Origin of the sequence: Limnohabitans sp. Rim47, from assembly GCF_001517545.1 — a bacterium.
Classification (GTDB): Bacteria; Pseudomonadota; Gammaproteobacteria; order Burkholderiales; family Burkholderiaceae_C; genus Limnohabitans_A.
This window is the reverse complement of record NZ_FBYA01000001.1, coordinates 443,691-465,456: the sequence shown is the minus strand read 5'-3', so window position 1 is coordinate 465,456 and position 21,766 is coordinate 443,691. Positions and strand designations below refer to the sequence as shown.

General features: G+C 60.3%; 18 protein-coding genes. 8 read left to right on the top strand and 10 right to left on the bottom strand.

The annotated features are described in order from the left end of the window. Nucleotides 1-100: 100 nt before the first annotated feature. Both hemE and priA read left to right on the top strand, forming a co-directional pair. A complete protein-coding gene (gene hemE, locus BN3544_RS02085) occupies nucleotides 101-1,501 on the top strand; it encodes a uroporphyrinogen decarboxylase (RefSeq protein ID WP_082688195.1) in 1,401 nt (466 codons plus the stop codon). 398 nt (nucleotides 1,502-1,899) lie between these two features. Beyond that, entirely contained in the window at nucleotides 1,900-3,996 is a 2,097-nt protein-coding gene (gene priA, locus BN3544_RS02080) for a replication restart helicase PriA (RefSeq protein WP_019429609.1), read from the top strand. 22 nt (nucleotides 3,997-4,018) lie between these two features. Here priA and BN3544_RS02075 read toward each other — a convergent pair whose 3' ends face one another. Continuing rightward, nucleotides 4,019-4,987, bottom strand: a complete 969-nt coding sequence (locus BN3544_RS02075) for an AEC family transporter (RefSeq protein ID WP_019429610.1) — start codon at nucleotides 4,985-4,987, stop codon at nucleotides 4,019-4,021. 155 nt (nucleotides 4,988-5,142) lie between these two features. Between BN3544_RS02075 and BN3544_RS02070 the strand changes: the two genes are divergently transcribed. From BN3544_RS02070 to BN3544_RS02045, 6 genes are all read left to right on the top strand, one after another. After that, nucleotides 5,143-7,230, top strand: a complete 2,088-nt coding sequence (locus tag BN3544_RS02070; protein WP_026036587.1) for an ATP-dependent helicase — start codon at nucleotides 5,143-5,145, stop codon at nucleotides 7,228-7,230. Next, nucleotides 7,227-7,730 (top strand): hypothetical protein, encoded by a 504-nt coding sequence (locus BN3544_RS02065; RefSeq protein ID WP_155820434.1) that lies wholly within the window; start codon nucleotides 7,227-7,229, stop codon nucleotides 7,728-7,730. The genes BN3544_RS02070 and BN3544_RS02065 overlap by 4 nt, the downstream gene beginning before the upstream one ends. Nucleotides 7,731-7,825: 95 nt before the next feature. Continuing rightward, nucleotides 7,826-8,500 carry an energy transducer TonB gene (locus tag BN3544_RS02060; RefSeq protein ID WP_019429613.1) on the top strand — a complete coding sequence of 225 codons (675 nt, stop codon included), beginning with the start codon at nucleotides 7,826-7,828 and terminating at the stop codon, nucleotides 8,498-8,500. Nucleotides 8,501-8,531: 31 nt separating this feature from the next. Continuing rightward, nucleotides 8,532-9,386 carry a MotA/TolQ/ExbB proton channel family protein gene (locus tag BN3544_RS02055; protein WP_019429614.1) on the top strand — a complete coding sequence of 285 codons (855 nt, stop codon included), beginning with the start codon at nucleotides 8,532-8,534 and terminating at the stop codon, nucleotides 9,384-9,386. Next, nucleotides 9,386-9,814 carry an ExbD/TolR family protein gene (locus BN3544_RS02050; protein ID WP_019429615.1) on the top strand — a complete coding sequence of 143 codons (429 nt, stop codon included), beginning with the start codon at nucleotides 9,386-9,388 and terminating at the stop codon, nucleotides 9,812-9,814. Before BN3544_RS02055 ends, BN3544_RS02050 begins: the two co-directional genes overlap by 1 nt. A 19-nt stretch (nucleotides 9,815-9,833) precedes the next feature. Continuing rightward, the gene (locus tag BN3544_RS02045) at nucleotides 9,834-10,262 is read left to right on the top strand and encodes an ExbD/TolR family protein (protein ID WP_019429616.1); all 429 of its coding nucleotides are present in this window, start codon (nucleotides 9,834-9,836) and stop codon (nucleotides 10,260-10,262) included. A 28-nt stretch (nucleotides 10,263-10,290) separates the two neighbouring features. Here BN3544_RS02045 and BN3544_RS02040 read toward each other — a convergent pair whose 3' ends face one another. The 9 genes from BN3544_RS02040 to BN3544_RS02000 all read right to left on the bottom strand — a co-directional run bounded on the left by BN3544_RS02040 (nucleotide 10,291) and on the right by BN3544_RS02000 (nucleotide 21,643). Continuing rightward, nucleotides 10,291-11,658, bottom strand: coding sequence for an MATE family efflux transporter (locus tag BN3544_RS02040; protein WP_019429617.1), 1,368 nt, complete (start codon nucleotides 11,656-11,658; stop codon nucleotides 10,291-10,293). A gap of 27 nt (nucleotides 11,659-11,685) precedes the next feature. Further along, nucleotides 11,686-13,401, bottom strand: a complete 1,716-nt coding sequence (locus tag BN3544_RS02035) for an alpha-glucosidase (RefSeq protein WP_019429618.1) — start codon at nucleotides 13,399-13,401, stop codon at nucleotides 11,686-11,688. 48 nt (nucleotides 13,402-13,449) lie between these two features. Next, nucleotides 13,450-14,589, bottom strand: a complete 1,140-nt coding sequence (locus BN3544_RS02030; protein ID WP_019429619.1) for an ABC transporter ATP-binding protein — start codon at nucleotides 14,587-14,589, stop codon at nucleotides 13,450-13,452. Nucleotides 14,590-14,622: 33 nt separating this feature from the next. After that, a complete protein-coding gene (locus BN3544_RS02025; protein WP_019429620.1) occupies nucleotides 14,623-16,287 on the bottom strand; it encodes an alpha-glucosidase family protein in 1,665 nt (554 codons plus the stop codon). A gap of 19 nt (nucleotides 16,288-16,306) precedes the next feature. Beyond that, nucleotides 16,307-17,143 carry a carbohydrate ABC transporter permease gene (locus BN3544_RS02020; protein ID WP_019429621.1) on the bottom strand — a complete coding sequence of 279 codons (837 nt, stop codon included), beginning with the start codon at nucleotides 17,141-17,143 and terminating at the stop codon, nucleotides 16,307-16,309. Then, the gene (locus tag BN3544_RS02015) at nucleotides 17,143-18,051 is read right to left on the bottom strand and encodes a carbohydrate ABC transporter permease (RefSeq protein WP_019429622.1); all 909 of its coding nucleotides are present in this window, start codon (nucleotides 18,049-18,051) and stop codon (nucleotides 17,143-17,145) included. The genes BN3544_RS02020 and BN3544_RS02015 overlap by 1 nt, the downstream gene beginning before the upstream one ends. Before the next feature lie 76 nt (nucleotides 18,052-18,127). After that, nucleotides 18,128-19,408 (bottom strand): ABC transporter substrate-binding protein, encoded by a 1,281-nt coding sequence (locus tag BN3544_RS02010; RefSeq protein ID WP_019429623.1) that lies wholly within the window; start codon nucleotides 19,406-19,408, stop codon nucleotides 18,128-18,130. Nucleotides 19,409-19,579: 171 nt separating this feature from the next. After that, nucleotides 19,580-20,599 (bottom strand): LacI family DNA-binding transcriptional regulator, encoded by a 1,020-nt coding sequence (locus BN3544_RS02005; RefSeq protein WP_036074983.1) that lies wholly within the window; start codon nucleotides 20,597-20,599, stop codon nucleotides 19,580-19,582. A gap of 135 nt (nucleotides 20,600-20,734) precedes the next feature. Further along, nucleotides 20,735-21,643, bottom strand: coding sequence for a carbohydrate porin (locus BN3544_RS02000; RefSeq protein WP_019429625.1), 909 nt, complete (start codon nucleotides 21,641-21,643; stop codon nucleotides 20,735-20,737). Nucleotides 21,644-21,766: the final 123 nt, after the last annotated feature.

The window sequence follows — 21,766 nt, the reverse complement described above, 5'->3', positions numbered from 1 at the left end:
AAATGTCAAGTTGGATTGACACTTTGAAAAATACAAAAATTGACACCCTCCATCCCCTATTTCATCCCAACCCAGCGGACGCTGAAATTAAGCCCTCTCCATGACCCACCCAAACGACAGCTTCTTGCGTGCCTGTCTGCGCCAGGCCACCGACCACACGCCCGTGTGGCTGATGCGCCAAGCGGGCCGTTATCTGCCTGAATACCGTGACACCCGCGCCAAAGCCGGCAGCTTCATGGGCCTGGCCACCAATGTCGACTACGCCACCGAAGTCACCCTGCAGCCACTCGAGCGCTACCCGCTCGATGCNCCCGTGTGGCTGATGCGCCAAGCGGGCCGTTATCTGCCTGAATACCGTGACACCCGCGCCAAAGCCGGCAGCTTCATGGGCCTGGCCACCAATGTCGACTACGCCACCGAAGTCACCCTGCAGCCACTCGAGCGCTACCCGCTCGATGCCGCCATTTTGTTCAGCGACATCCTCACCGTGCCCGACGCCATGGGCCTGGGCTTGAGCTTTGCCTTGGGCGAAGGCCCCAAGTTCGCCAAAAACGTACGCGACGAAGCCGCTGTGGCCCAACTGGCCGTGCCCGACATGGACAAGCTGCGCTACGTGTTCGATGCCGTCACCAGCATCCGCAAAGCGCTCAATGGCCGCGTGCCGCTGATTGGCTTTTCGGGCAGCCCCTGGACGCTGGCGTGCTACATGGTCGAAGGTGCGGGCTCGGACGACTACCGTCAGGTCAAGAGCCTGATGTACAGCCGCCCCGACCTGATGCACCGCATTCTGGAAATCAAYGCCGACTCGGTGGCGCAATACCTGAAYGCCCAGATCGAAGCCGGTGCCCAAGCCGTGATGATTTTTGACAGCTGGGGCGGCGTGCTGGCCGAYGGCGCGTTCCAGCAGTTCAGCCTGGCCTACACCGCCCGCGTGCTGGCCCAACTCAAGACCGAGCACGAAGGCCAACGCATCCCCAGCATCGTTTTCACCAAAGGCGGTGGCCTGTGGCTGCCCGAAATGGCRGGYCTGAACTGCGACGTGCTGGGCCTGGACTGGACCATGAACCTGGGCCGTGCCCGCGCCCAAGTGGGCGGCCAGGTGGGCGGGCCGGGCAAAGCGCTGCAAGGCAACATCGACCCCAATGTGCTGTTTGCCCCACCCGAGCAAATCGCCACCGAGGTGCGCCGTGTGCTGGACAGCTTTGGCGCACCGCACACCGACCCGACCACCACCGGGCCAACGCACATCTTCAATCTGGGCCACGGTATCAGCCAATTCACACCGCCAGAGCATGTGTCGGCCNCCCCACCCGAGCAAATCGCCACCGAGGTGCGCCGTGTGCTGGACAGCTTTGGCGCACCGCACACCGACCCGACCACCACCGGGCCAACGCACATCTTCAATCTGGGCCACGGTATCAGCCAATTCACACCGCCAGAGCATGTGTCGGCCCTGGTCGAGACGGTGCACAGCCACTCACGGGCTTTGCGCCAAAAATAAAGTCAGCGACCGAAGCACAAAGTCAGGCCGTTAGCATAAAAAACCCGTATTTCCACGGGTTTTTTGCAAAATAAATGGGCTCAAACGCTTGACTTATGCACAAAAGTAAACACTCCCTCAAGGCCGCTTGATTTGTTGCAAAGCAGCAAGCGTGGCGCACAGGCAAAATTGCAAGTTGTTGATTTCATTGAACTTTTAATCTTGCACATTGAATGGGCACTTTGACGGAAAGCTTGATTTTCAAGGCTTCCAGCGCATCCAGACCGAGTTTTCAACAAAGTTATCCACAGATTTTCTGAATCAAGGCCAAAGTGCTGATAAATCAATGACTTACACCTTTTTCCAAGAATTCAGCTAACTTTTACATTGCGTATTTCATTTAAAACACCGGGAAAAATGTGAGCACCCACCGCTGGATTGACGTCGCTGTCCAGACCCCCGCCCACAGCCAAGTGGGGGGGCTGCTGAGCTACCGCTGCCCCTTTGAGGTGCAAGCGGGCCAACTGGTGCGCGTGCCTTTGGGCAAGCGCGACGTGTTGGGCGTGGTCTGGGCCGTGCAAGACGCAGCGCCCAGCGACATGCCCGCCTCGGCCATGCGCGACGTGCTGGGGGTGCTGGACGGCGTAGCCCCGCTGGACCACGCTTGGCGGCAGCTGGTGCAGTTTTCGGCCCAGTATTACCAGCGCTCTTTGGGCGAGGTCGCTTTGTCGGCCCTGCCACCGCAGCTGCGCGACCTGACCCACGAACAACTGGCCCGCCGCCTGAAAAAGCAAAACACCGAGCGCGTCGTGCAGACCACGCCCGGCCCCGCCTTGTCCGACGAGCAAAGCCAAGTGCTGGCGCAAATGGCCGCAGGCACAGGGCCGTTCTTGTTGTTTGGCAGCACCGGCAGCGGCAAGACCGAGGTGTATTTGCAAGCCGTCGAACGCATGTTGGCGGCCGACCCGCAGGCCCAGGCGCTGCTCATGGTCCCGGAGATCAACCTCACACCCCAGCTCGAAGAACGTGTACAAGCGCGTTTTGGCGCAGACGCCGTGGTCTCCATGCACAGCGGCATGACGCCCGCTCAGCGCCTCAAAGGCTGGCTGGCCGCCCATGCCGGCCACGCCCGCATCGTGCTGGGCACGCGCATGGCCATTTTTGCGTCCATGCCACACCTGAAGCTCATCGTGGTCGATGAAGAACATGACCCCAGCTACAAACAACAAGAAGGCGCGCGCTACTCGGCCCGCGACCTGGCGGTGTACCGAGGCCGTTTGCAAAACACCACCGTGTTGCTGGCATCGGCCACGCCCTCGCTCGAAAGCTGGCACCTGAGCCGCCCCGCAGAAGAAGGCGGGCGCTACCTGCGGCTGCACATGCCCTCGCGCATTGGCACCGGCCAACTGCCCAAGGTGCGCCGGGTCGACATGAACAAACAAGCACGCCGCGCCGTGCTGTCAGCGCCCTTGGTGGCAGCCTTGCAGGAGCGGGTGGAGCGCGGCGAGCAGTGCATGCTGCTGCTCAACCGACGCGGCTATGCCCCGGTGCTGCATTGCGCCGACTGCGGCTGGAAAAGCGAATGCAAACACTGCAGCGCGTTTCGGGTATTTCACAAAATCGACCGCACCCTGCGCTGCCACCACTGCGGCTTGACCGAGCGTGTGCCACGAGCCTGCCCCGAGTGCGGCAACGCCGACATCGCCCCGATAGGCCGAGGCACCGAACAGCTTGAAGAGCATTTGGGCGAACTGCTGGCCCATGTGAAGCGACCCGATGGCGGCCCCATCCGCATCGCCCGCATCGACGCCGACACCACGCGCCTGAAAGGGACGCTGGAAAGCCAATTGGCCTCGGTGCATTCTGGCGAAGTGGACATCTTGGTGGGCACACAGATGATTGCCAAAGGGCACGACTTTCGGCGCATCACCCTGGTGGCTGCCGTCAACCCCGACACCGCGCTGTTTTCGAGTGACTTCAGAGCACCTGAGCGCCTGTTTGCCCTGCTCATGCAAGCGGCTGGCCGCGCCGGACGCGACGCCGCCCAAAGCGCCACCAGCGAAATGTGGGTGCAAACCTTTCACCCCCAACATGCGCTGTTTGAAGCGCTCAAACAACACGACTACCCGGCCTTTGCCGCCAGCGAACTGGCCGAGCGCACCGCCGCCGACCTGCCCCCCATCAGCCACCAGGCCCTGCTGCGCGCCGATGCCCGCACCCAAGAGGCCGCCCAAGCGCTGCTGAACGCGGCGCGTGAAGCACTTGAACTGCACCTGAGCGCCGACCCCGCCACCGCAGATCTGGTCATGCAAGTCAGCCTGTACCCGGCCGTGCCCATGAGCATGCAGCGCGTGGCTGATGTGGAACGTGCCCAAATGCTGCTGGAAAGCCCCACTCGCATGGGGCTGCAAAAAGTGCTGTGGCACCTGCACGGGGTGCTGCACCAAGTGCGCAGCCAGCCAGAACACAAAGGGGTGATTCGGTGGTTGGTCGACGTGGACCCGCAGGCGATTTGATCGCGAATGTGCGCCGTGGCGCTCAGGGCTTGAGCAAAGCCACCGCACCCGAAAAGGTCAAAAATGCAGCCGAAGTGGTGACCAAAATGATGCGGGCAATGCGGCCGTTGTCGGCCCCCAAGCGCTCGGCCAACAGTGACACGTTGCTGGCGCTGGGCAAAGCCGCCACCAACACCATCACCATCAAGGCAAACGGCGCAATCGGCACCCCCATTTGCACAGCCGTGCCCGCCACCAACAACACCAACACCGGGTGCAACAGCAGCTTGGTCAAGGACACCGGCAAATAATCCGCCCACTTCAACGGGCCATGCGGGCGTTGATGGGCCAGCATTTGTGACCGGGCCAATACCGCGCCAATGGTGAACAAAGCCACGGGCGAGGCCGCATCGGCCAGCAAACCCACGGTTTTGGCCACGGGGCCGACCAACTCAAGGTTCCAGAAAGAAAAAGCGCCGCCCAAAGAAATCGCCCAAGGCATGGGGTTGCGCACCACACCAGCCAAGGCTTTGCGGGCCGCACCGGCCACGCCGTGCTCGCCCGCCGCGTCCATGCGTGACAAGGCAACACACAGCGACGACGTGATCACCATGTCCACCAAAATGGTGACGATGGCCGGGCCAGCGGCCTCCGGCCCCAACAAGGCCACCAGCAAGGGCACGCCCATGAAGCCGGTGTTGGGAAAAGCGGCCACCAAAGCACCCAAGGAAGCATCGTTCCAGCGGATGCGTTCATTCAGGCTGATGGCCACACTGAACGCCACCATCAGCAAGGCACACAACAAATAGGTGAAAAACACCCCGGCATCGAGCAACTGGGCAATCGGCGTGCTGGCACCAAAGCGGAACAACATGCACGGCAGCGCAAAAAACAGCACAAAACCATTCAGGCCCGGAATGGCCTGCAAAGGCAACAGACCTTTGCGGGCCGCTGCGTAGCCGCACAAAACCAAGGCAAAAAACGGAAAGGTGACGCGCAAAACTTCAAACATGTGCCAATTGTCGGGGCATTTGGGGCGGGCTTCGGGTCACAAGGCTGACAAGCGGTGCATGGGGAGCGCGCCAACTGGCCGGTTTGACGGTCACACCATCTCAGGCCGCTATGATGGCCCGCTTTGCTTCGCTTCCTCGATTGGCCTCCATCCCCATGTCAGCCGGACTCAACAACGCTCAACTCGAAGCCGTGAACTTTGTCTCGGGGCCCTGCTTGGTACTGGCCGGAGCGGGCTCGGGCAAGACGCGGGTGATCACGCACAAAATCGGGCGGCTGATCGAAGCCGGGCTGGAGCCCAAGCGCATCGCGGCCATCACCTTCACCAACAAGGCCGCTGCCGAAATGCGCGAGCGGGCCAAACAGCTGATTGGCCGGGCGGCCAAGGATGTGCTGATTTGCACCTTTCACGCCTTGGGCGTGCGCATCATGCGCGAAGACGGCGCGGTGTTGGGCCTAAAACCCCAGTTCAGCATCATGGATGCGGACGATGTGACCAGCATTTTGAAGGACTGCGGCGGCACCACCGATGCGGCCACAGCCCGTCAGTGGCAGTGGACCATCAGCCTGTGGAAAAACATGGGCCTCAATGCCGAACAGGCCGCCGCCCAAGCGCCCGACGACAACGCGCGGGTAATTGCCCGCATCATGGCGCTTTACCAAGAGCGGCTCACGGCCTACCAAAGTGTGGACTTTGACGACCTGATCGGCATGCCTTTGAAGCTGCTGGCCGAGTTTCCCGAGGTGCGCGAGCGCTGGCAGGCCAAGATGGGCCATGTGCTGGTGGACGAATACCAGGACACCAACGCCACCCAATACGAAGTGCTCAAGCACTTGGTGGGCGAGCGGGCACGCTTCACGGCAGTGGGCGACGACGACCAGTCGATTTACGGCTGGCGCGGCGCGACACTGGACAACCTCAAGCGGCTGCCGGTGGATTTTCCGAATTTGAAGGTGATCAAGCTGGAGCAAAACTACCGCTCCACCAGCGCGATCTTGCGGGCCGCCAACAACGTGATCCAACCCAACCCTAAGCTGTTTCCCAAAACGCTGTTTTCGGAGTTGGGCGAGGGCGAGCCGGTGCGCGTGGTCGATGCCGTGAACGAAGAGCACGAGGCCGACCGGGCCATTGCCCGCATCCAGTCGATTCGCGGTGGGCAAATTAACCCGTCCAAGCACCGCGAATTCAAGGACTTTGCCATCCTTTACCGCGCCAACCACATGGCCCGGCCGTTCGAGCAAGCGCTGCGCCGCGCCAACATTCCCTACAAAGTCTCAGGCGGGCAGAGCTTTTTCGACAAAGCCGAGATCAAAGACCTGTGCGCCTGGTTTCGCCTGTGGATCAACAACGACGACGACCCGGCATTTTTGCGCTCAGTGACCAGCCCCAAACGCGGCATCGGCCACCAGACACTGGGCCAGCTGGGCACCTTTGCCACCCAGTACAAACTGAGCCTGTTTGAGGCGCTTTTTGCGGGCAGCCTGCCCAGTGCGGTGAACGCACGGGCGGTGGCGGGCCTGCACGAGTTTGGCCGCTACATCAACGATCTGGAGCACCGTGCCCGCCACACCTTGGGCAAAACGGATGCACTGGCTTTCTTGCTGGAATGGCTCAAAGAGATTGGCTACGAATCTCACCTGTACGACGGCGAAGACAACGAAAAAGTGGCCTCGGCCCGCTGGACCAATGTGCTGGAGTTCTGCGACTGGATGGCCGGACGTTGCGGTGGCGAAATCGATGACACCACGGGGGCACAAAGCACCGAGACCAAAAACCTGCTCGACGTGGCACAAACCATTTCTCTGATCTCAACCCTGAGCGAGCGCGAAAAAGACCAGAACGTGGTCACGCTGTCGACCTTGCACGCCTCCAAAGGGCTGGAGTGGCCGCATGTGACCTTGGTGGGAGTGAACGAAGGTTTGCTGCCCTTCAAGCTGGGGGACGATGACACCCATTCGGGCCGCAGCGATGGCCCGATGAGCGAGGGCATTTTGCTGCGTCTGCAAGAAGAGCGCCGCCTCATGTATGTGGGCATCACCCGCGCCCAACGCAGCCTGGCCGTGAGCTGGACCAAGCGACGCAAAAAGGGCCGCGAAACCGTGGCGGCCCTGCCCAGCCGCTTCATTGCCGAAATGCGCCTGGACGAAAACACCATCAAGGAAGACCCGCGCGAAAAACTCAAAGCACTGCGGGCCGAATTTGCCAAGCGCGCAGCCGACGCGGCAGCAGAAGCCAAACCATGACACCCACACCGCATTCACCGCCCTCTCAGCGCATCGCTGCCCTGACGCATCGCGCTGTCGCCCAGCCAAGCTTGGGCCTGGCCATGTATGTGGCTCGGTATGTGGCCCTGTGTTTGGCCCTCAGCTTAGGCCTGAGTGCCTGCCAGCAGCTGCCCACGCGCAACGCCTGCCCAACGGGCCAAGACCTCACGCCCGAGATGCTGAACGGCCAATGGACCGCGCAGATCGCTGGCGAAGCGCCCTGGACATTGACCCTGGGGCCACACCCAGAACATGCAGGCAGCCTGCGTGGTGAATTGACGCAAGGCCAGCAGCGCCATGCGGTGGTGGCCGACTTGGACGATGGCGAATTCACGCTGGAAGAAACACACGATGGCCAACGCATTGCCGCCACCTGGTTGGGCAGCGTGACAGCGTCAAGTTGTGGACGGCAAATTCAAGGGCAAAGGGCCTTGATGGGCCAGAGCAGCCGCGACTTCCTGATCAGCCGCACCCCTTGAGCACCCCGCTGGCGCGGGTGAATTGCCCGGCCCAAGCCGGGAACACCGCTTTTCTCACGCAAAATACAGACCTCCACTTTCAGGCCATTTGACCGATGAACGCGTCCACTTATCTTCAAGCACCACCGAAGCGAAAGCTCATCGGTCTGGCTGGGGTGGTGGTTTTGCATGCCCTGCTGTTTTGGGCCATTCAAGCGGGACTGACCCGCACGGTCTTGCAAAAAATGCCCCCGGTGGTGCAAGCCCTGTTGCTCGAAGAAAAGCGGCCTGAATTGCCACCCTTGCCGCCCGCAGCACCTCGGCCACCGGCGACGCCAGCGGCCCCCAAAATGCCGCCTGCGGCCTATGTGCCACCCGCCGACACACCGGTCGTTTCTGCCCCCAACGCCATCGCGGCGGTCAGTGCCACAGCGCCGCCCTCAACGGCCACCACTTCGCCTGCGCCCACAGCAACCGCGGCACCTGCCACGGTGCCGCGTTCATCGGCCCCGGTGCGCACAACAGCAGGTGTCAACATTGCACAATGCGACAAGCCCGAATACCCCCGCGCCTCTCGGGGCCTGGAGGAAGAAGGCACCGTGGCCTTGCGCTTTTTGGTCGGACCCGATGGCAAAGTCTTGCAGTCCGAAGTCGAAAAAAGCTCCGGGTTCAAGCGTCTTGACGAAGCGGCACGGGCCGGTTTGTCCAAGTGCCAATTCAGACCGGCCACGGTCGACGGCAAGCCTGAACAAGCCTGGACCACCATCCGATACGTCTGGCGTCTGGAATGACCCGCCGCCCCAACACAAAGAAAGTTCACCCATGTCTCATGTTCTCAAAAAGTCCCTGATGGGCGCTGCTTTGCTGATCAGCCTGGCCCTCAGCAGCCACAGCCTGGCAGCCCCCGCCAACGAGGCGCCCCCTGCGCCAGTGACCGCCCAGGCAACGGCCAATCCAGTCGCACAAGTCGCACCATTGGCACCTGATGCCACCGCAACGGCCGCCACGGCCGCCACGGCCGAAGGCAACCCTTACGGCCTAGGCGCTTTGTGGGTACAAGGCGATGCCGTGGCCAAAGGCACCCTGCTGATTTTGGTGCTCATGAGCATGGGCAGTTGGTACGTGATCTTCAGCAAATTCACAGCGCAAGCCAAGATGCAACAATTTGCCAAAGCCGCACAGGCGGACTTCTGGAACTCTGGCTCGGTGCGCCAAGCCACCGATGCACTGGACCCGGCAAGCCCGTTCCGCTTCATTGCCGAGAAGGGCCTAGAGGGCGCGTCCAAGCACGGGGGTTTGCTGGGCGCGGTGGACCTCAACACCTGGGTCACCATGAGCATTCAACGGGCCATGGGCACGGTGCAAAGTCGGCTGCAAGACGGCTTGGCGGTGCTGGCCACGGTGGGTTCGACCGCGCCTTTTGTGGGCTTGTTTGGCACCGTGTGGGGCATCTACCATGCCTTGGTCAAGATCGGCATGTCGGGCCAAGCCAGCATCGACAAAGTGGCAGGTCCCGTGGGCGAAGCGCTGATCATGACCGCCATTGGTTTGGCCGTGGCCGTGCCTGCGGTGTTGGGCTACAACTGGCTGGTGCGCCGCAACAAGGCGGTGATGGAAGAGGTCAACGCCTTTGGCGCTGACTTGCACGCCGTGCTGCTGGCTTCGGCCCCCAAATAATGGCCATGAACCTCGGCCCCACGCTGGGCACCCAAGACGATGACGAGGTGATGGGCACCATCAACACCACGCCGCTGGTGGATGTGATGCTGGTGCTGCTCATCATTTTCTTGATCACCATCCCCGTGGTCACCACCTCCATCAAAGTGGACTTGCCCAAAGAACAGAATGTGGTGCGCCAAGCCAAGCCCGAGACCGTGGTCATCTCGGTCAACCAAGCTGGGCAGATTTACCTGTATGACACCCCGGTCAAAACCCCGGCAGAACTGGTCGAACGGCTGAAGAAGTTTGCCGCCATGAAGCCGCAGCCAGATGTGCAGATTCGGGGCGATGCGCAAAGCGCTTTCGAGTCTGTGGGGCGCGTCATGTACGCAGTGCAACGTGCAGGCATCACCCAGGTCGGGTTCATCACCGACCCGGCCCGCTGAAACCGTCAAGGAGCCCAACATGGCCATGCACCTGAACACCGGCAGCAGCGACGAACCCGAAGTGATGATGGACATCAACACCACGCCCCTGATCGACGTGATGCTGGTGCTGATCATCATGCTGATCATCACCATTCCGGCCCAACTGCACTCGGTCAATCTGGACATGCCGGTGGCCACGAACGCGGCGAGAAACACCGAACCCATGGTCGTCAAAATCGACATCGAAGCCGACGCCCGTGTGCTCTGGAACGGACAGGCGCTGGCCAATCGGCAAGCGCTGGAAGCCAAGCTCGCCGAGGCCGCCGCCTTGCAAACCCAACCCGAGCTGCACATCCGCTCGCACGCCAAAGCCAAGTACGAAGCGGCCGCTGCCGTGTTGGCCGGGGCGCAGCGCGCGGGCTTGACCAAGCTGGGCATCGTGGGCAGCGAACGGTTCGCCAACTGAAGATGACGCCGCTGCAACGGCAGGCGGCTCAGTCGGCCTTTTTGGGGCGCATCGTGCGCAGGGTTTGGCGGGCATGTGTCAGCCAGCCTCGGCGATGCCAGCGCCACCACATCAAACCGCCGCGCAAACATTCATCGACGATGTAGGCCAGCCAAATGCCGCTCAGGCCCCAGTGCCGCCCCAGCCAATACGCGCCCCCACCCAAGATCAAGAGCAAAGACAATGCGCTGGCCAACACCGGGTAATGCACATCGCCGCTGGCCCGCAAAGCGCCAATCACCACCAGATTGAAGACCCGCCCCAACTCCAGGGCCACCGACATCCACAGCAAGGTGCTGGCCATCGCGATGATGACCGGGTCGCGTGTGAAAACCCGCATCAACCACGGCGCACTCGCCGCAGCCAAGACCGCCAAGCCACCGCTGGCCAACAAGCCCACGCGCACCCCTTTGCGAACCACCGCATCGGCCTGCGCCAATTGCCCAGCCCCCACCAAGCGACCAACCATGATTTCGCAGGCCCAACCCACCGACAAACTGATGAGCAGCACGTACTTGAGGATCTGCAACAAATAGGAATGGGTGGCCAAGGCCTCAACCCCCAAACGCGCTGTGGCCGCCAATGAGACCATGAAGCCCATGCGGTAACAAAACTCCAAGGCCGCACCCGGCAACCCAATGCGCAGCACCGGCGTCATCACCCGCACCGGCACACGCCACCAATGCCGCCACTGCGGCCTGAGCCCCAGGCGCAAGCGCCAAAACCGCAAATGCAAAGCCACGCCCACCGCGCGGCTGAAAAACCAGGCCACCGCATAACCATTGAGGCCCCAACCGGCCCAATCGTCCAAGCCGCGCATCAGCAACCACGCCCCCGCCAAATGGCTGCCGTGCATAACGAGCATGACCATCAGCGATTCGCGGGCCAAAAAGTGCGCCCGCAGTGTGGCCGCCATGCTGAGGTTGTAGACCTCCAGCACCATCGCCGGGGCCAACAACATCATGTAGACCGTGGCAATGGGCCGAACCGCTTCGGGGGCATTGAGCCCGTCGAGAGTGATCTGCGCGCCCGCCAGCAACCACAGCGCCGCCAGCGCCCCGACCCAGGTGCTGGCCCCCAAACCCGCAAAGGCGGTTTCACGGGCTTGGTCGTGCCGCTGACCGCCCAGATACTGGGTCAGCAGCACCCCCAAACCGATGGCCAAAATGCGGAACAAAACCGCCAAACTCTCTTGCACCTGCTGCGCCAAGCCAAAGGCCCCCGCCGCCGCATCAGAGGTGTGCGAGGCCAAATACAGGCCCGCCATCGCCACGCTGATGCCCAACAAAAACTCGCCCACGATGGGCAAGGCCACCGTGTTCAAACGGGGCCGAGACAGGCTTGGGTTGTCGGTCATGGTGTGCCGCTCAAAGGCCCAAGCGGCTCATCTGCACAGCAGCATCAAGGCCTCAAACGGCTGCAAGTGCAGCGCCCTGCCCCACGCGTGATCGGCAGGGTCTAGGTTGGACAGCAGACAGTGCACCTGCGTGAAAGGCACGCCCTCGGGCCATGGGGCTGTGGCGCTTTGGCCGCTCATATTGCTGACCACCAGCAAGGTCTGCTCTGCGCCAAGCCGCGCATAGCCGCACACCTGCGGGTCTTCGGCCCAAAGCAATTGGAAACGCCCATCGCGCAACACCGGCCATTGCCGCCGCAAAGCGATCAATTGCCGGTAGTGGTGAAAAACAGAATTCGGGTCGGCCTGCGCCGCTTCGGCGTTCACCTGCGGACAGTCGGGGTTCAAGCCGATCCAGGGCTGGCCGGTGCTGAACCCCGCGTGCGGGCCGCTGTTCCAGGGCATGGGGGTGCGGGCATTGTCTCGACCCACCGCATGGATGGAGGCCATGACATCGGCGTGGCTTTGGCCGCGTGCTGTGGCCACGCGGTAGAAATTCAGGGTCTCGATGTCGCGGTAGTCTTCGATGCGGTCAAACGCGACATTGCCCATGCCCAGCTCTTCGCCTTGGTAAATGTAGGGCGTGCCCTGCATGCCATGCAACCAAGTGGCCAAGGCTTTGGCCGACCTTTCGCGCAGCGTCCCCATGGTGCCAAACCGCGAGACCGAACGCGGCTGATCGTGGTTGCAAAAATAAAGGCTGTTCCAGCCCGTGCCGTGCAAAGCCTCTTGCCAACGGGCCATGCACGCTTTCATGTCGCGCCAATCCAGCGCTTTGCGAGCCCACTTGCCATTGACATGGCCCCCCACGCTGTCCAAGTCCATGTGCTCAAACTGAAACAGCATGTTGAGCGAACCGGTTTGCGGGTGCGTGATGTCGCGCCCTTGCTGCACCGTGGCCAGCGGGGCCTCGCCCACGGTGATGGTGTCGTAATGGTCCAGCACTTCGTTGCGCATTTCACGCAAAAACTCATTCAGGCGCGGCCCATTGCAAGTCATGGCAAATGAGGGTTGCAAAAACCCTTCACGCACCACCGGGGCCTGCGGCAAACGGCCTTGCGCATCCCAAGGCTTGCTGATCATGTTGATCACGTCCATGCGGAAACCATCTACGCCTTTGTCCAGCCAAAAACGCATCAGTGCATGAACTTCTTGGCGCACTTTGGGGTTTTCCCAATTCAGATCGGGTTGCTTGGCGCTGAACATGTGCAGGTAGTACTCGCCCGTGGGCTCATTCCATGTCCAGACCGAGCCTTGAAAAGCGGCTTCCCAATTGGTGGGGGGAGAGCCATCGGGCAAAGGGTCTGCCCAAATGTAGTGGTCGTGAAAGGGATTGCTTCGGCTGCTGCGGGCCTGCACAAACCAAGGGTGTTCGTCAGACGTGTGGTTGACCACCAAATCCATCATCAAGCGAATGCCCCTGACATGCATGCCCGCCAACATGGCATCGAAGTCGGCCATGGTGCCGAACTCGGCCATGATCTGGCGGTAGTCGCTGATGTCGTAGCCGTTGTCGTCGTTGGGCGAGGCGTAAATCGGCGACAGCCAAACCACTTGCACGCCCAGTGCCTGCAAATAATCCAGGCGCGAAGTGATGCCAGGCAAATCCCCCACACCATCGCCATTGCTGTCGCAAAAGCTGCGCGGATAAATTTGGTAAACAACGGCGTTGCGCCAGTCGGCGCGTTCAGCAGCGAAGTGCATGGGTTCGGCAGCTAGGGAATAGGCCAAAGTGAGAAGGGGGCAAGAAACTCAAACTGGCAGCGTCACCGTCCGCTCGTAGGCATCGCCCTGCGCATTGAACAGATGCAGCAACTCGGGCGCAATGTGCACGCACACCGCAGCACCAGTTTGCTCTGTGGTGGTGCCCTCCACCTTCAAGGTCACCAGCTCGGTGTGCCCTTCGGGTTGGATGTAGAGCATGGACGACTCGCCCAGCTTTTCGATGTGCGCGATGGTGCCGGCGAAGGTGTTGGCTTGCTGGCAGTTGGACACCAAGCGCATGTCTTCGGGACGCAGCCCCAAGTGCACCGCTTGCCCGGCATTGCCCGTGGCGGCATCGACTGCCGCGCTGAACACCCGGCCTGACACCGACACCTCGGTGCGCTGGCCGTCCGAGGACAGCCACTGCGCGGGCAGGATGTTCATCTTGGGTGAGCCAATGAATTCGGCCACAAACAAGCTGTTGGGTCGGTAGTACAGCGCCATGGGCGAGCCCACTTGCGCCACGCTGCCGTGGGTGGCAATGCGCTCACCGGTGTTGAGCAAGACGATCTTGTCGGCCAGCGTCATGGCCTCCACTTGGTCGTGCGTGACGTAAATCATGCTCGCCGTGCCGATGTCGTGGTGCAGCTTGGCGATCTCCAAGCGGGTCTGCACGCGCAGCGCAGCGTCCAAGTTGGACAGCGGCTCATCGAACAAAAACACGCGAGGCTCTTTGACGATGGCACGGCCAATGGCCACACGCTGACGTTGACCGCCCGAGAGGGCTTTGGGCAAACGGTCGAGCAAGGGCGTGAGCTGCAAAATTTCGGCGGCTGCACGCACTTTTTTGTCGATCTCTGCCGCATTCGAGCCCAGCACTTTGAGGCCAAAAGCCATGTTCTCGCGCACCGTCATGTGCGGGTACAGCGCGTAACTTTGGAACACCATGGCCACCCCACGGCGGGCGGGCGGCAAGTCGTTGACGCGTTCACCGCCGATGAGCAAATCACCTGCGGTGATGTCTTCCAAGCCCGCCACCATGCGCAGCAAAGTCGATTTGCCGCAACCTGACGGGCCGACGAAGACGCAGAACTCACCGTCTTCGATGACGAGGTTGGCATTGTTGATGGTCAAAGCGGCAGCGGCGTTGTAGCGTTTGCTGACGTTGCGAAATTCAATTTTGGACATGGCAAGCCTCGGATCGTGTCGGTGAAATGGGTTTCAAAGGCCCTTGGATGGGCTCAAGAAGGCGCAGCCCCAAGGCTCAAAGCGCAGGCGCTGTGCATCGACATGCACACCGCTGGTGCCGCTGCCGCTCAAGGCCTGGGCACCCGCCCAGTCTGCGGGCAGACTCAGCTCGGCAACCTGGTCGCTGAAGTTGAAGGCACACAGCACCCGCTGGCCCGCGTGCTCGCGCACAAAGACCAAGGTTTGCGCGTGTGCAGCCCACAGCTGCATGTCGCCGTGGATGAGTGCAGGCTGGGTTTTTCGCCAAGCAATGATTTGCTTGAAATAGCCCAACAAACTGTCTGGGCCGGTTTGTTGGTCCACCGCCAAGGCGGTGTGGCGTGCGTCCACGGGCAGCCAGGTTTTGGCCGCACTGGAAAAGCCCGCGTGCGGCGCAGCGGCTTGCCAGGGCATGGGGGTGCGGCAACCGTCACGGCCTTTGAATTCGGGCCACATGGTGATGCCATACGGGTCTTGCAAATCCTCAAAGGCCACTTGGGCCTCGGGCAAACCCAGCTCTTCGCCTTGGTACAGGCAGACGGTGCCGCGCAAGCCCATTTGAAAGGCCGCCGCCAAGCGCAGCAAGCGGGCATCGGGCTGGACACCGCCCCAACGCGTGGCCGAGCGCACGCAGTCGTGGTTGGACAAAGCCCAGCAAGGCCAGCCATCGCCCACCACTTGGTTAAAGCGCTGCAGCACGCCGTGCAAGAACGGGGCGCTGTGGGCTTCGCCCAAGAAGTCAAAGCAGTAGGCCATGTGCAAACGGCGTTGGCCTTGCGGTCCGCTGCTGGTGTATTCGGCCACGCGGGCCAAACCGTCGTCGTCACCGATCTCGCCGACCATGGTGGTGTCGGGGTATTGGTCGAGCAATGCACGCAGGTTTTCCAGGAAAGGCAGGTTTTCTGGGCGGCTTTTGTCGTAGACGTGGGCTTGCCACGCGTAGGGATTGAAGGGGTTGACCGCCGGGTCAGGGTTGTCGCGGCTGGGGGCACCTCGGCCCGGGTTGTCACGCAGCAAAGCGTCATGAAAGTAAAAGTTGGCGGTGTCCAGACGGTAGCCGTCCACACCCATGTCGAGCCAGAACTTCACGGTTTGCAACAATGCCGCTTGCACCTCAGGGTGGTGAAAGTTCAGATCGGGTTGGCTGCTCAAAAAGTTGTGCAGGTAGTACTGGCAGCGGCGCGTGTCCCACTGCCATGCGCTGCCCCCAAAGATGGACAACCAGTTGTTGGGGGGCGTGCCGTCTTCGCGTGCATCGGCCCAGACAAACCAGTCGGCCTTGGGGTTGTCGCGGCTGGCGCGGCTTTCCACGAACCATGGGTGCTGGTCGCTGGCGTGCGAGAGCACTTGGTCAATCATGACCTTCAGGCCCAAGCTGTGCGCGCGTGCGAGCAAGGCTTTGAAGTCGGCGATGTTGCCAAACATCGGGTCAACGTCGCAGTAATCGCTCACGTCGTAGCCGAAGTCTTTCATCGGGCTTTTGAAGAAGGGCGAGAGCCAAATGCCGTCGGCCCCCAGCTCGGCCACATGGGCCAAGCGCTCGGTGATGCCGGGCAGGTCGCCAATGCCGTCCCCGTTGCTGTCTTGAAAGCTGCGGGGGTAGATTTGGTAGATGACGCCACCGCGCCACCAGCCATTGTTGGGTGCTTTTTCAATCATGGGTATGAACAAAGAGGGTTTAACCTTTGACCGCACCGGCCGTCAGGCCAGAGACGATCTTTTTCTGGAACGCCAGCACCAAGGCCAGCAGTGGCAAGGTCACCAGCACCGAGGCGGCCATGATGTTGCCCCATGGGATTTCGTATTTGCTGGCACCGGAGATCAACGAGATCGACACGGGCACCGTGCGTTCGTTGTTGTCGAGCACAAAGGTCAGTGCGAACAAAAATTCGTTCCATGCGGCAATGAAAGCCAGCAAGCCTGTCGACACCAAAGCGGGCCACAGCAGCGGCATGAACACGTCTTTGATGATGCGCCACGGGCTGCAACCGTCCATGATGGCCGCCTCTTCGAGCTCTTTGGGCAGCTGCTTCATGAAGGTGGTGAGCACCCAGACGGTGAAGGGCAGCGTAAAGATCATGTAGGGCAACACCAAACCCAGCGCCTTGTTGTACAGGCCCAAAAACCGGATCAACTCGAACATGCCGGCCAGTACCGCCACTTGTGGGAACATCGACACCCCCAAAATGGCGGTCAACAAAAGGCCCCGGCCTTTGAAGGTGATGCGGCCCAGCGCATACGCAGCCGAGATGCCCAAAAAAAGTGAGAGCGTGACCACCACGATCGAGACCATCACCGAGTTCAAGATGTGGCGGCCAAAGGGTTGCTCGGCCAAGGTGAACAAAGAGCTGTAGTTGCGCCAAGACACGCTGCTGGGCAGCAAGCTGCTGTCAAACAGCGAAGCGCCGGTTTTGAACGAGGTGGCCAAGGCGTACAAAAAGGGGAACACCGAGACCAACACCAGCACGGTGGCGGCTACGTAGAGCGCAATGCGCCCAAGCAATGGGGTTTTCATCAGTCGTCTCCCAACTTCATGCGACTGGCTTTGATGGCCAGCACAGTGCACAGGCCAATGATGAGGAACAGCGCGGTCGACGCGGCAGAGCCGTAACCCATGTACCCGTTATCGATCATTTCGCGGCGCACAAAGCCCGACATGGAAATGGTGGTGTTGTTGTTCGAGGTCAGCACATAGATCAGGTCGAACACGCGTAAGGCGTCGAGCAAGCGGAAGATCATGGCGACCATCAACGCGGGTTTGATCAAGGGCAGCGTGACTTTCCAGAAAACGCGCAAGGGGTGCACACCATCAACTTGCGCAGCTTCGTAGCAGTCTTTGGGCAAGGTTTGCAAAGCGGCCAAGATCAGCAGGGCCATGAAGGGCGTGGTTTTCCACACGTCAACCGCCACCACGGTCCACATGGCGTATTCGGGCTGCGCGGTCCAAGCGATTTTTTGGGCAATCCAGCCCAGGTCAAACAGCCACTGGTTGATCACGCCAAACTGGTCGTGCAGCATCCAGCCCCACATCTTGGCCGAGACGATGGTGGGAATGGCCCAAGGCACCAGCACCGCGGTGCGCACCAAGGTGCGGCCTTTGAATTCTTGGTTGAGCAACATGGCCACGGCCAGGCCCAGCAGGGTCTCCAAGGTCACCGAGACGATGGAAAACTTCAATGTATTGAGGATGGAGATGCCCCAATCGCCGGCAAAAAATCCATCGGTGTTGTTGGGGTTGGCAAACAGGCCAAACTCACCAAAGTAGTTTTCTAGGCCAATGAATTTGCTGGCTTCGAGGTTGTTGATGTTGGCGTCGGTGAAGCTGAACCAAATGGTCCGCCCCAAAGGCCAAACAGCCACCAACAACAGCACCACCAACATGGGGGCCAAGAACAGCCAGGCTGTGCGCGTCTTGTTGTTCATGAGTTTCCAAGAGGGGTCGTCAAACGATAAAGTCCGGATGCAAAGCACCCGGACCTTGGCGGGCACTCAGTTCAAATTACCACTGGTTGCGCTTGACTTGCTTGAGCTTGCCGTCCAGGCGCTTCAGGCTGTCTTCGGCAGTGGCTTTGCCCGACAACACGTCGTGCGTCGCGTTCCAGAAGGCAGCGCTGACTTCAGGGTACTTCAAGCCTGTGGCGGTCGCTGGGCGTGGCACGGCGCTGGTGAACACGTCAAACAAGCTGCCAAAGAAGGGGTTGGCGGCCAACACTTCTTTGTCTTTGTACAAAGCAGCGATGGTGGGGTTGTAAGAGCCTTTGATGGCGCGCTCTTTTTGCACTTCTGGGCTGGTCATGTACATCACCAAAGAAGCGGCGGCATCAGGGTTCTTGGAGTACTTGGAAACAGCCAACTGCCAGCCACCCAAGGTGGCGGCGTTTTGACCGTCAGCGCCACCTTTAGGCAGTGCCGCCACACCGATCTTGTCTTTGATCTTGGAGTCGGCGCCATTGCCCAGCGACCAGGCGTAAGGCCAGTTGCGCATGAAGGCGGCATTGCCGTTTTGGAACACGCCACGGGCTTCTTCTTCGGCGTAGTTCAACACGCCTTGAGGTGCGATGGTGCCAATCCAAGAGGCAGCGGTCTTCAGCGCCTTGACAGCGTTAGGGTTGTTGACGGTGATGTTGCCTTTGTCGTCAACGATGTTGCCGCCTTTGTAGCTGTGGATCCACTCTACGGCGTCGCAGGTCAGGCCTTCGTAGGCTTTTGCCTGGAAAACAAAACCTTGGAAATCTTTGTTGCCAGCGGCACGCTCGCCGTCTTGAATTTTCTTGGCAGTCGCGGCCAGATCTTCCCAAGTCGCAGGGGCTTTAGCGCCGTATTTTTCGACCAGGTCTTTGCGGTAGAACAGCAAGCCGGCATCGGTGAACCAAGGCATGGCCAGCAGTTTGCCGTCAGCACTGTTGTTGGCCACGATGGCTGGAAAGTGGGCCTTTTCAGCGCCTTTGCTGTAGGGCTTGAGGTCCAGCAAGTGGTCTTTGATCACACCAGGCCAGACCACGTCAACGTTGATGACGTCGAGGTCTGTCGATTTGGCGGCGAACATTTGGCGGAACAAAGCCAAGATGTCGGTGGTGCTGTTGGGAATGGTGAAGAGCTTGACTTCGTTGCCGGTTTTCTGAGCCCACTCGGCGGTGTGCTTTTTGCAAAACTCAAAGTCTTGACCGACCGAGCCGCAAGAAATGGTGATGGTGGCCGCTTGAGCCGAAACGGCCATCAAGGGCGCTGCGACCAATGCAGCAGCCCATTTAACCGCTGTGCTTCGTGATGTGAATGTCATCTGATTGCCTCTGTAAATTTAGGTTGTACACATCGCCCCCGTACCCTTTCAGCGGTGAGCGCAAGCGTATTTGACCATTCGTGCAATCGATTGCATTAGCGGGTTTTCCCTAAAACGAAGTCGTTTGATTGCGGTACGTAACTTCAGCGCGTCCTGTCGCGCTGGACCTGTTCAACGCGTGCTGTCGCGCTCGATCAGTTCGGTAGGCAAGATCACCGCGCGTTTCGGCATGCCCGACTGCGCCTCATTGAGCAATGTCACCAGCGCATGGCCGGCCAGTTTGGTCGGCTGCCTGATAGAAGTCAGGCTAGGAAAAACGTGCCCGGCCATGTCAATGTCGTCGTAGCCAACCACCTTGACATCGCGCGGCACATCGATCCCGCGGGCGTTGAGCGCACTGATCAAGGCAATGGCAGCCACATCGCTGGTGGCAAAAACACCATCAAAGACCAGATCTTGTGACAGCCACTCTTGCACTACATGGAGCAACCTAGGCTCGCCAAACAACACCGATTGCCGCAGCCGCTCGTCGGGCGTGACACCCGCCTCGCGGTGCGCACGCAAATAACCGGCGTAGCGCAAACCCGCCTCTGGGTGGTTGATGTCACCGAAGAAGGCAATCTTTTTGCAGCCGCGCGCAAGCAAATGCGAAGCAGCCAGGTAACCGCCTTGCTCGTTGTCGCCCCCCACCACCGGGTAGGCCGCATCGGGCAATGCAGCACCCCAGACCGAAAACTTCAGCCCCGAATGCTGCAAGCGATTCAGGTGTTCGTGCCAGGTCAGCTGGCCAATCACCACCAAGCCAGAAACTTGGCCGCTGGTGACCAAGGATTGCATGCTGGCATTGCGAGTTTCGTGCAGCCTTGTCAGCAAAACGCTGCTGCCTTGCTCATCTAGGGCATCGGCCACGCTGCCAAACAAATTCAAAATGAAAGGGTCCGAAATGGATTGCATGCTGTCGCCCAGCACCACCACACCCACCGTTTGCACCGACCGTTTGCGCAAATTGGCCGCGCCCACATTGACTTGGTAGTTCAGTGAGCGCGCCAACTCCAAGATGCGCTCACGCGTGGCTTCGGGGATCAAGGCGCTGCCACTCAAGGCCCGCGAAACGGTGGATGAAGACACCCCGGCCATGCGGGCAATATCGACCATTTGGGTGCGGCGAGGGACAGATGAAGCAGGACTCATGGCATTGATTATTTCACGCGCGCTGAAGCCGTCATGGCCAACAGGAGGTGGCATTCAAAAGACCACAAAAAAACCGTCCAAAGCTTTGCAGCTTTGGACGGTATCAATGAAACTTTGAAGAAACGATTACAACGTTCAGAAAGCGTAGTTCAAACGCACCTTGAACGCATTCAGGTTCTCGACGCCAGTGGCTTTGGATGTGCTGAGAGCCGGGGTGATGGTTGCACCCTTCACGCCCAACAAGGGGAAGCTGTAAGCCGCGTAGTAAGTCGTGGCTTTGTTGGCAGCTGTTTTGTCCTGAACCATGCCGACGCCAGCATCACCGAAAACGGCGTTCAGGCCCAGCGAGCTAGAGTTGTTCAGATCGCTGTTTTTGCCGTAGTTCGCATTCACCGAAGCGCTGCTGCTCAATGCATAACCCACCGACACGCCGGTACCGGAGTAGCTGACGTTGTTCTTTTTGTAGGACTCGACACCAGCACGCAAAGTCAAAGCACCTGCGGTGTAAACCAAGGTGGGACGCAGGCCATAAGCTTGTGTTGCGTCAGCCGATTTTTCAGTCACCAAACCCAATTCAACGCGCAAACCAGGGGCTGCATTCAAACCAGCCACGGCGTGCAACTGGCCTGTCTTGAAGCGACCGCGCAAGGCATTGGTACGGTAGCCGTAGGCGCCTGCAGCTTCAACCACCACATCTTTGCCCAATGGGAACAAATCAGCGGCTTCGTGGCGGCCAATTTTCAGATCGGCGGCACTGTTGCCAAACTGAATCCAGGCGTCGTCGATGCCCACGCTGTCACCACTGCCTGTGGGAACGGTGACTGTGGCTTTTGCGTTGACAAAGTTATCACCCGACTTGACCAAGGCGGCGTTGGCATTCAATTCCACACGGCCACCGTTGGTTGTCGCGCTGCTGGTAGCGCCTTGCTTGCCCTTGAACAAGACATCGTGTTCCAGGTTGGCATCAAAAGACACACCAGCTTGTGCAGCACCAGCGGCAACCAATGCCGCAGCAACGGCCACGAGACGAATTTGAGTTTGCATGTTTTTCTCCAAAAAATTAAGGATGTGATCAGGTTTGATTGACCCGCTCCGATCGGCTCTTCACGGTGTTCAACGTTCCCAATTAAACAAATCATGCAAACGATTGCAACTCATGGAAAACCC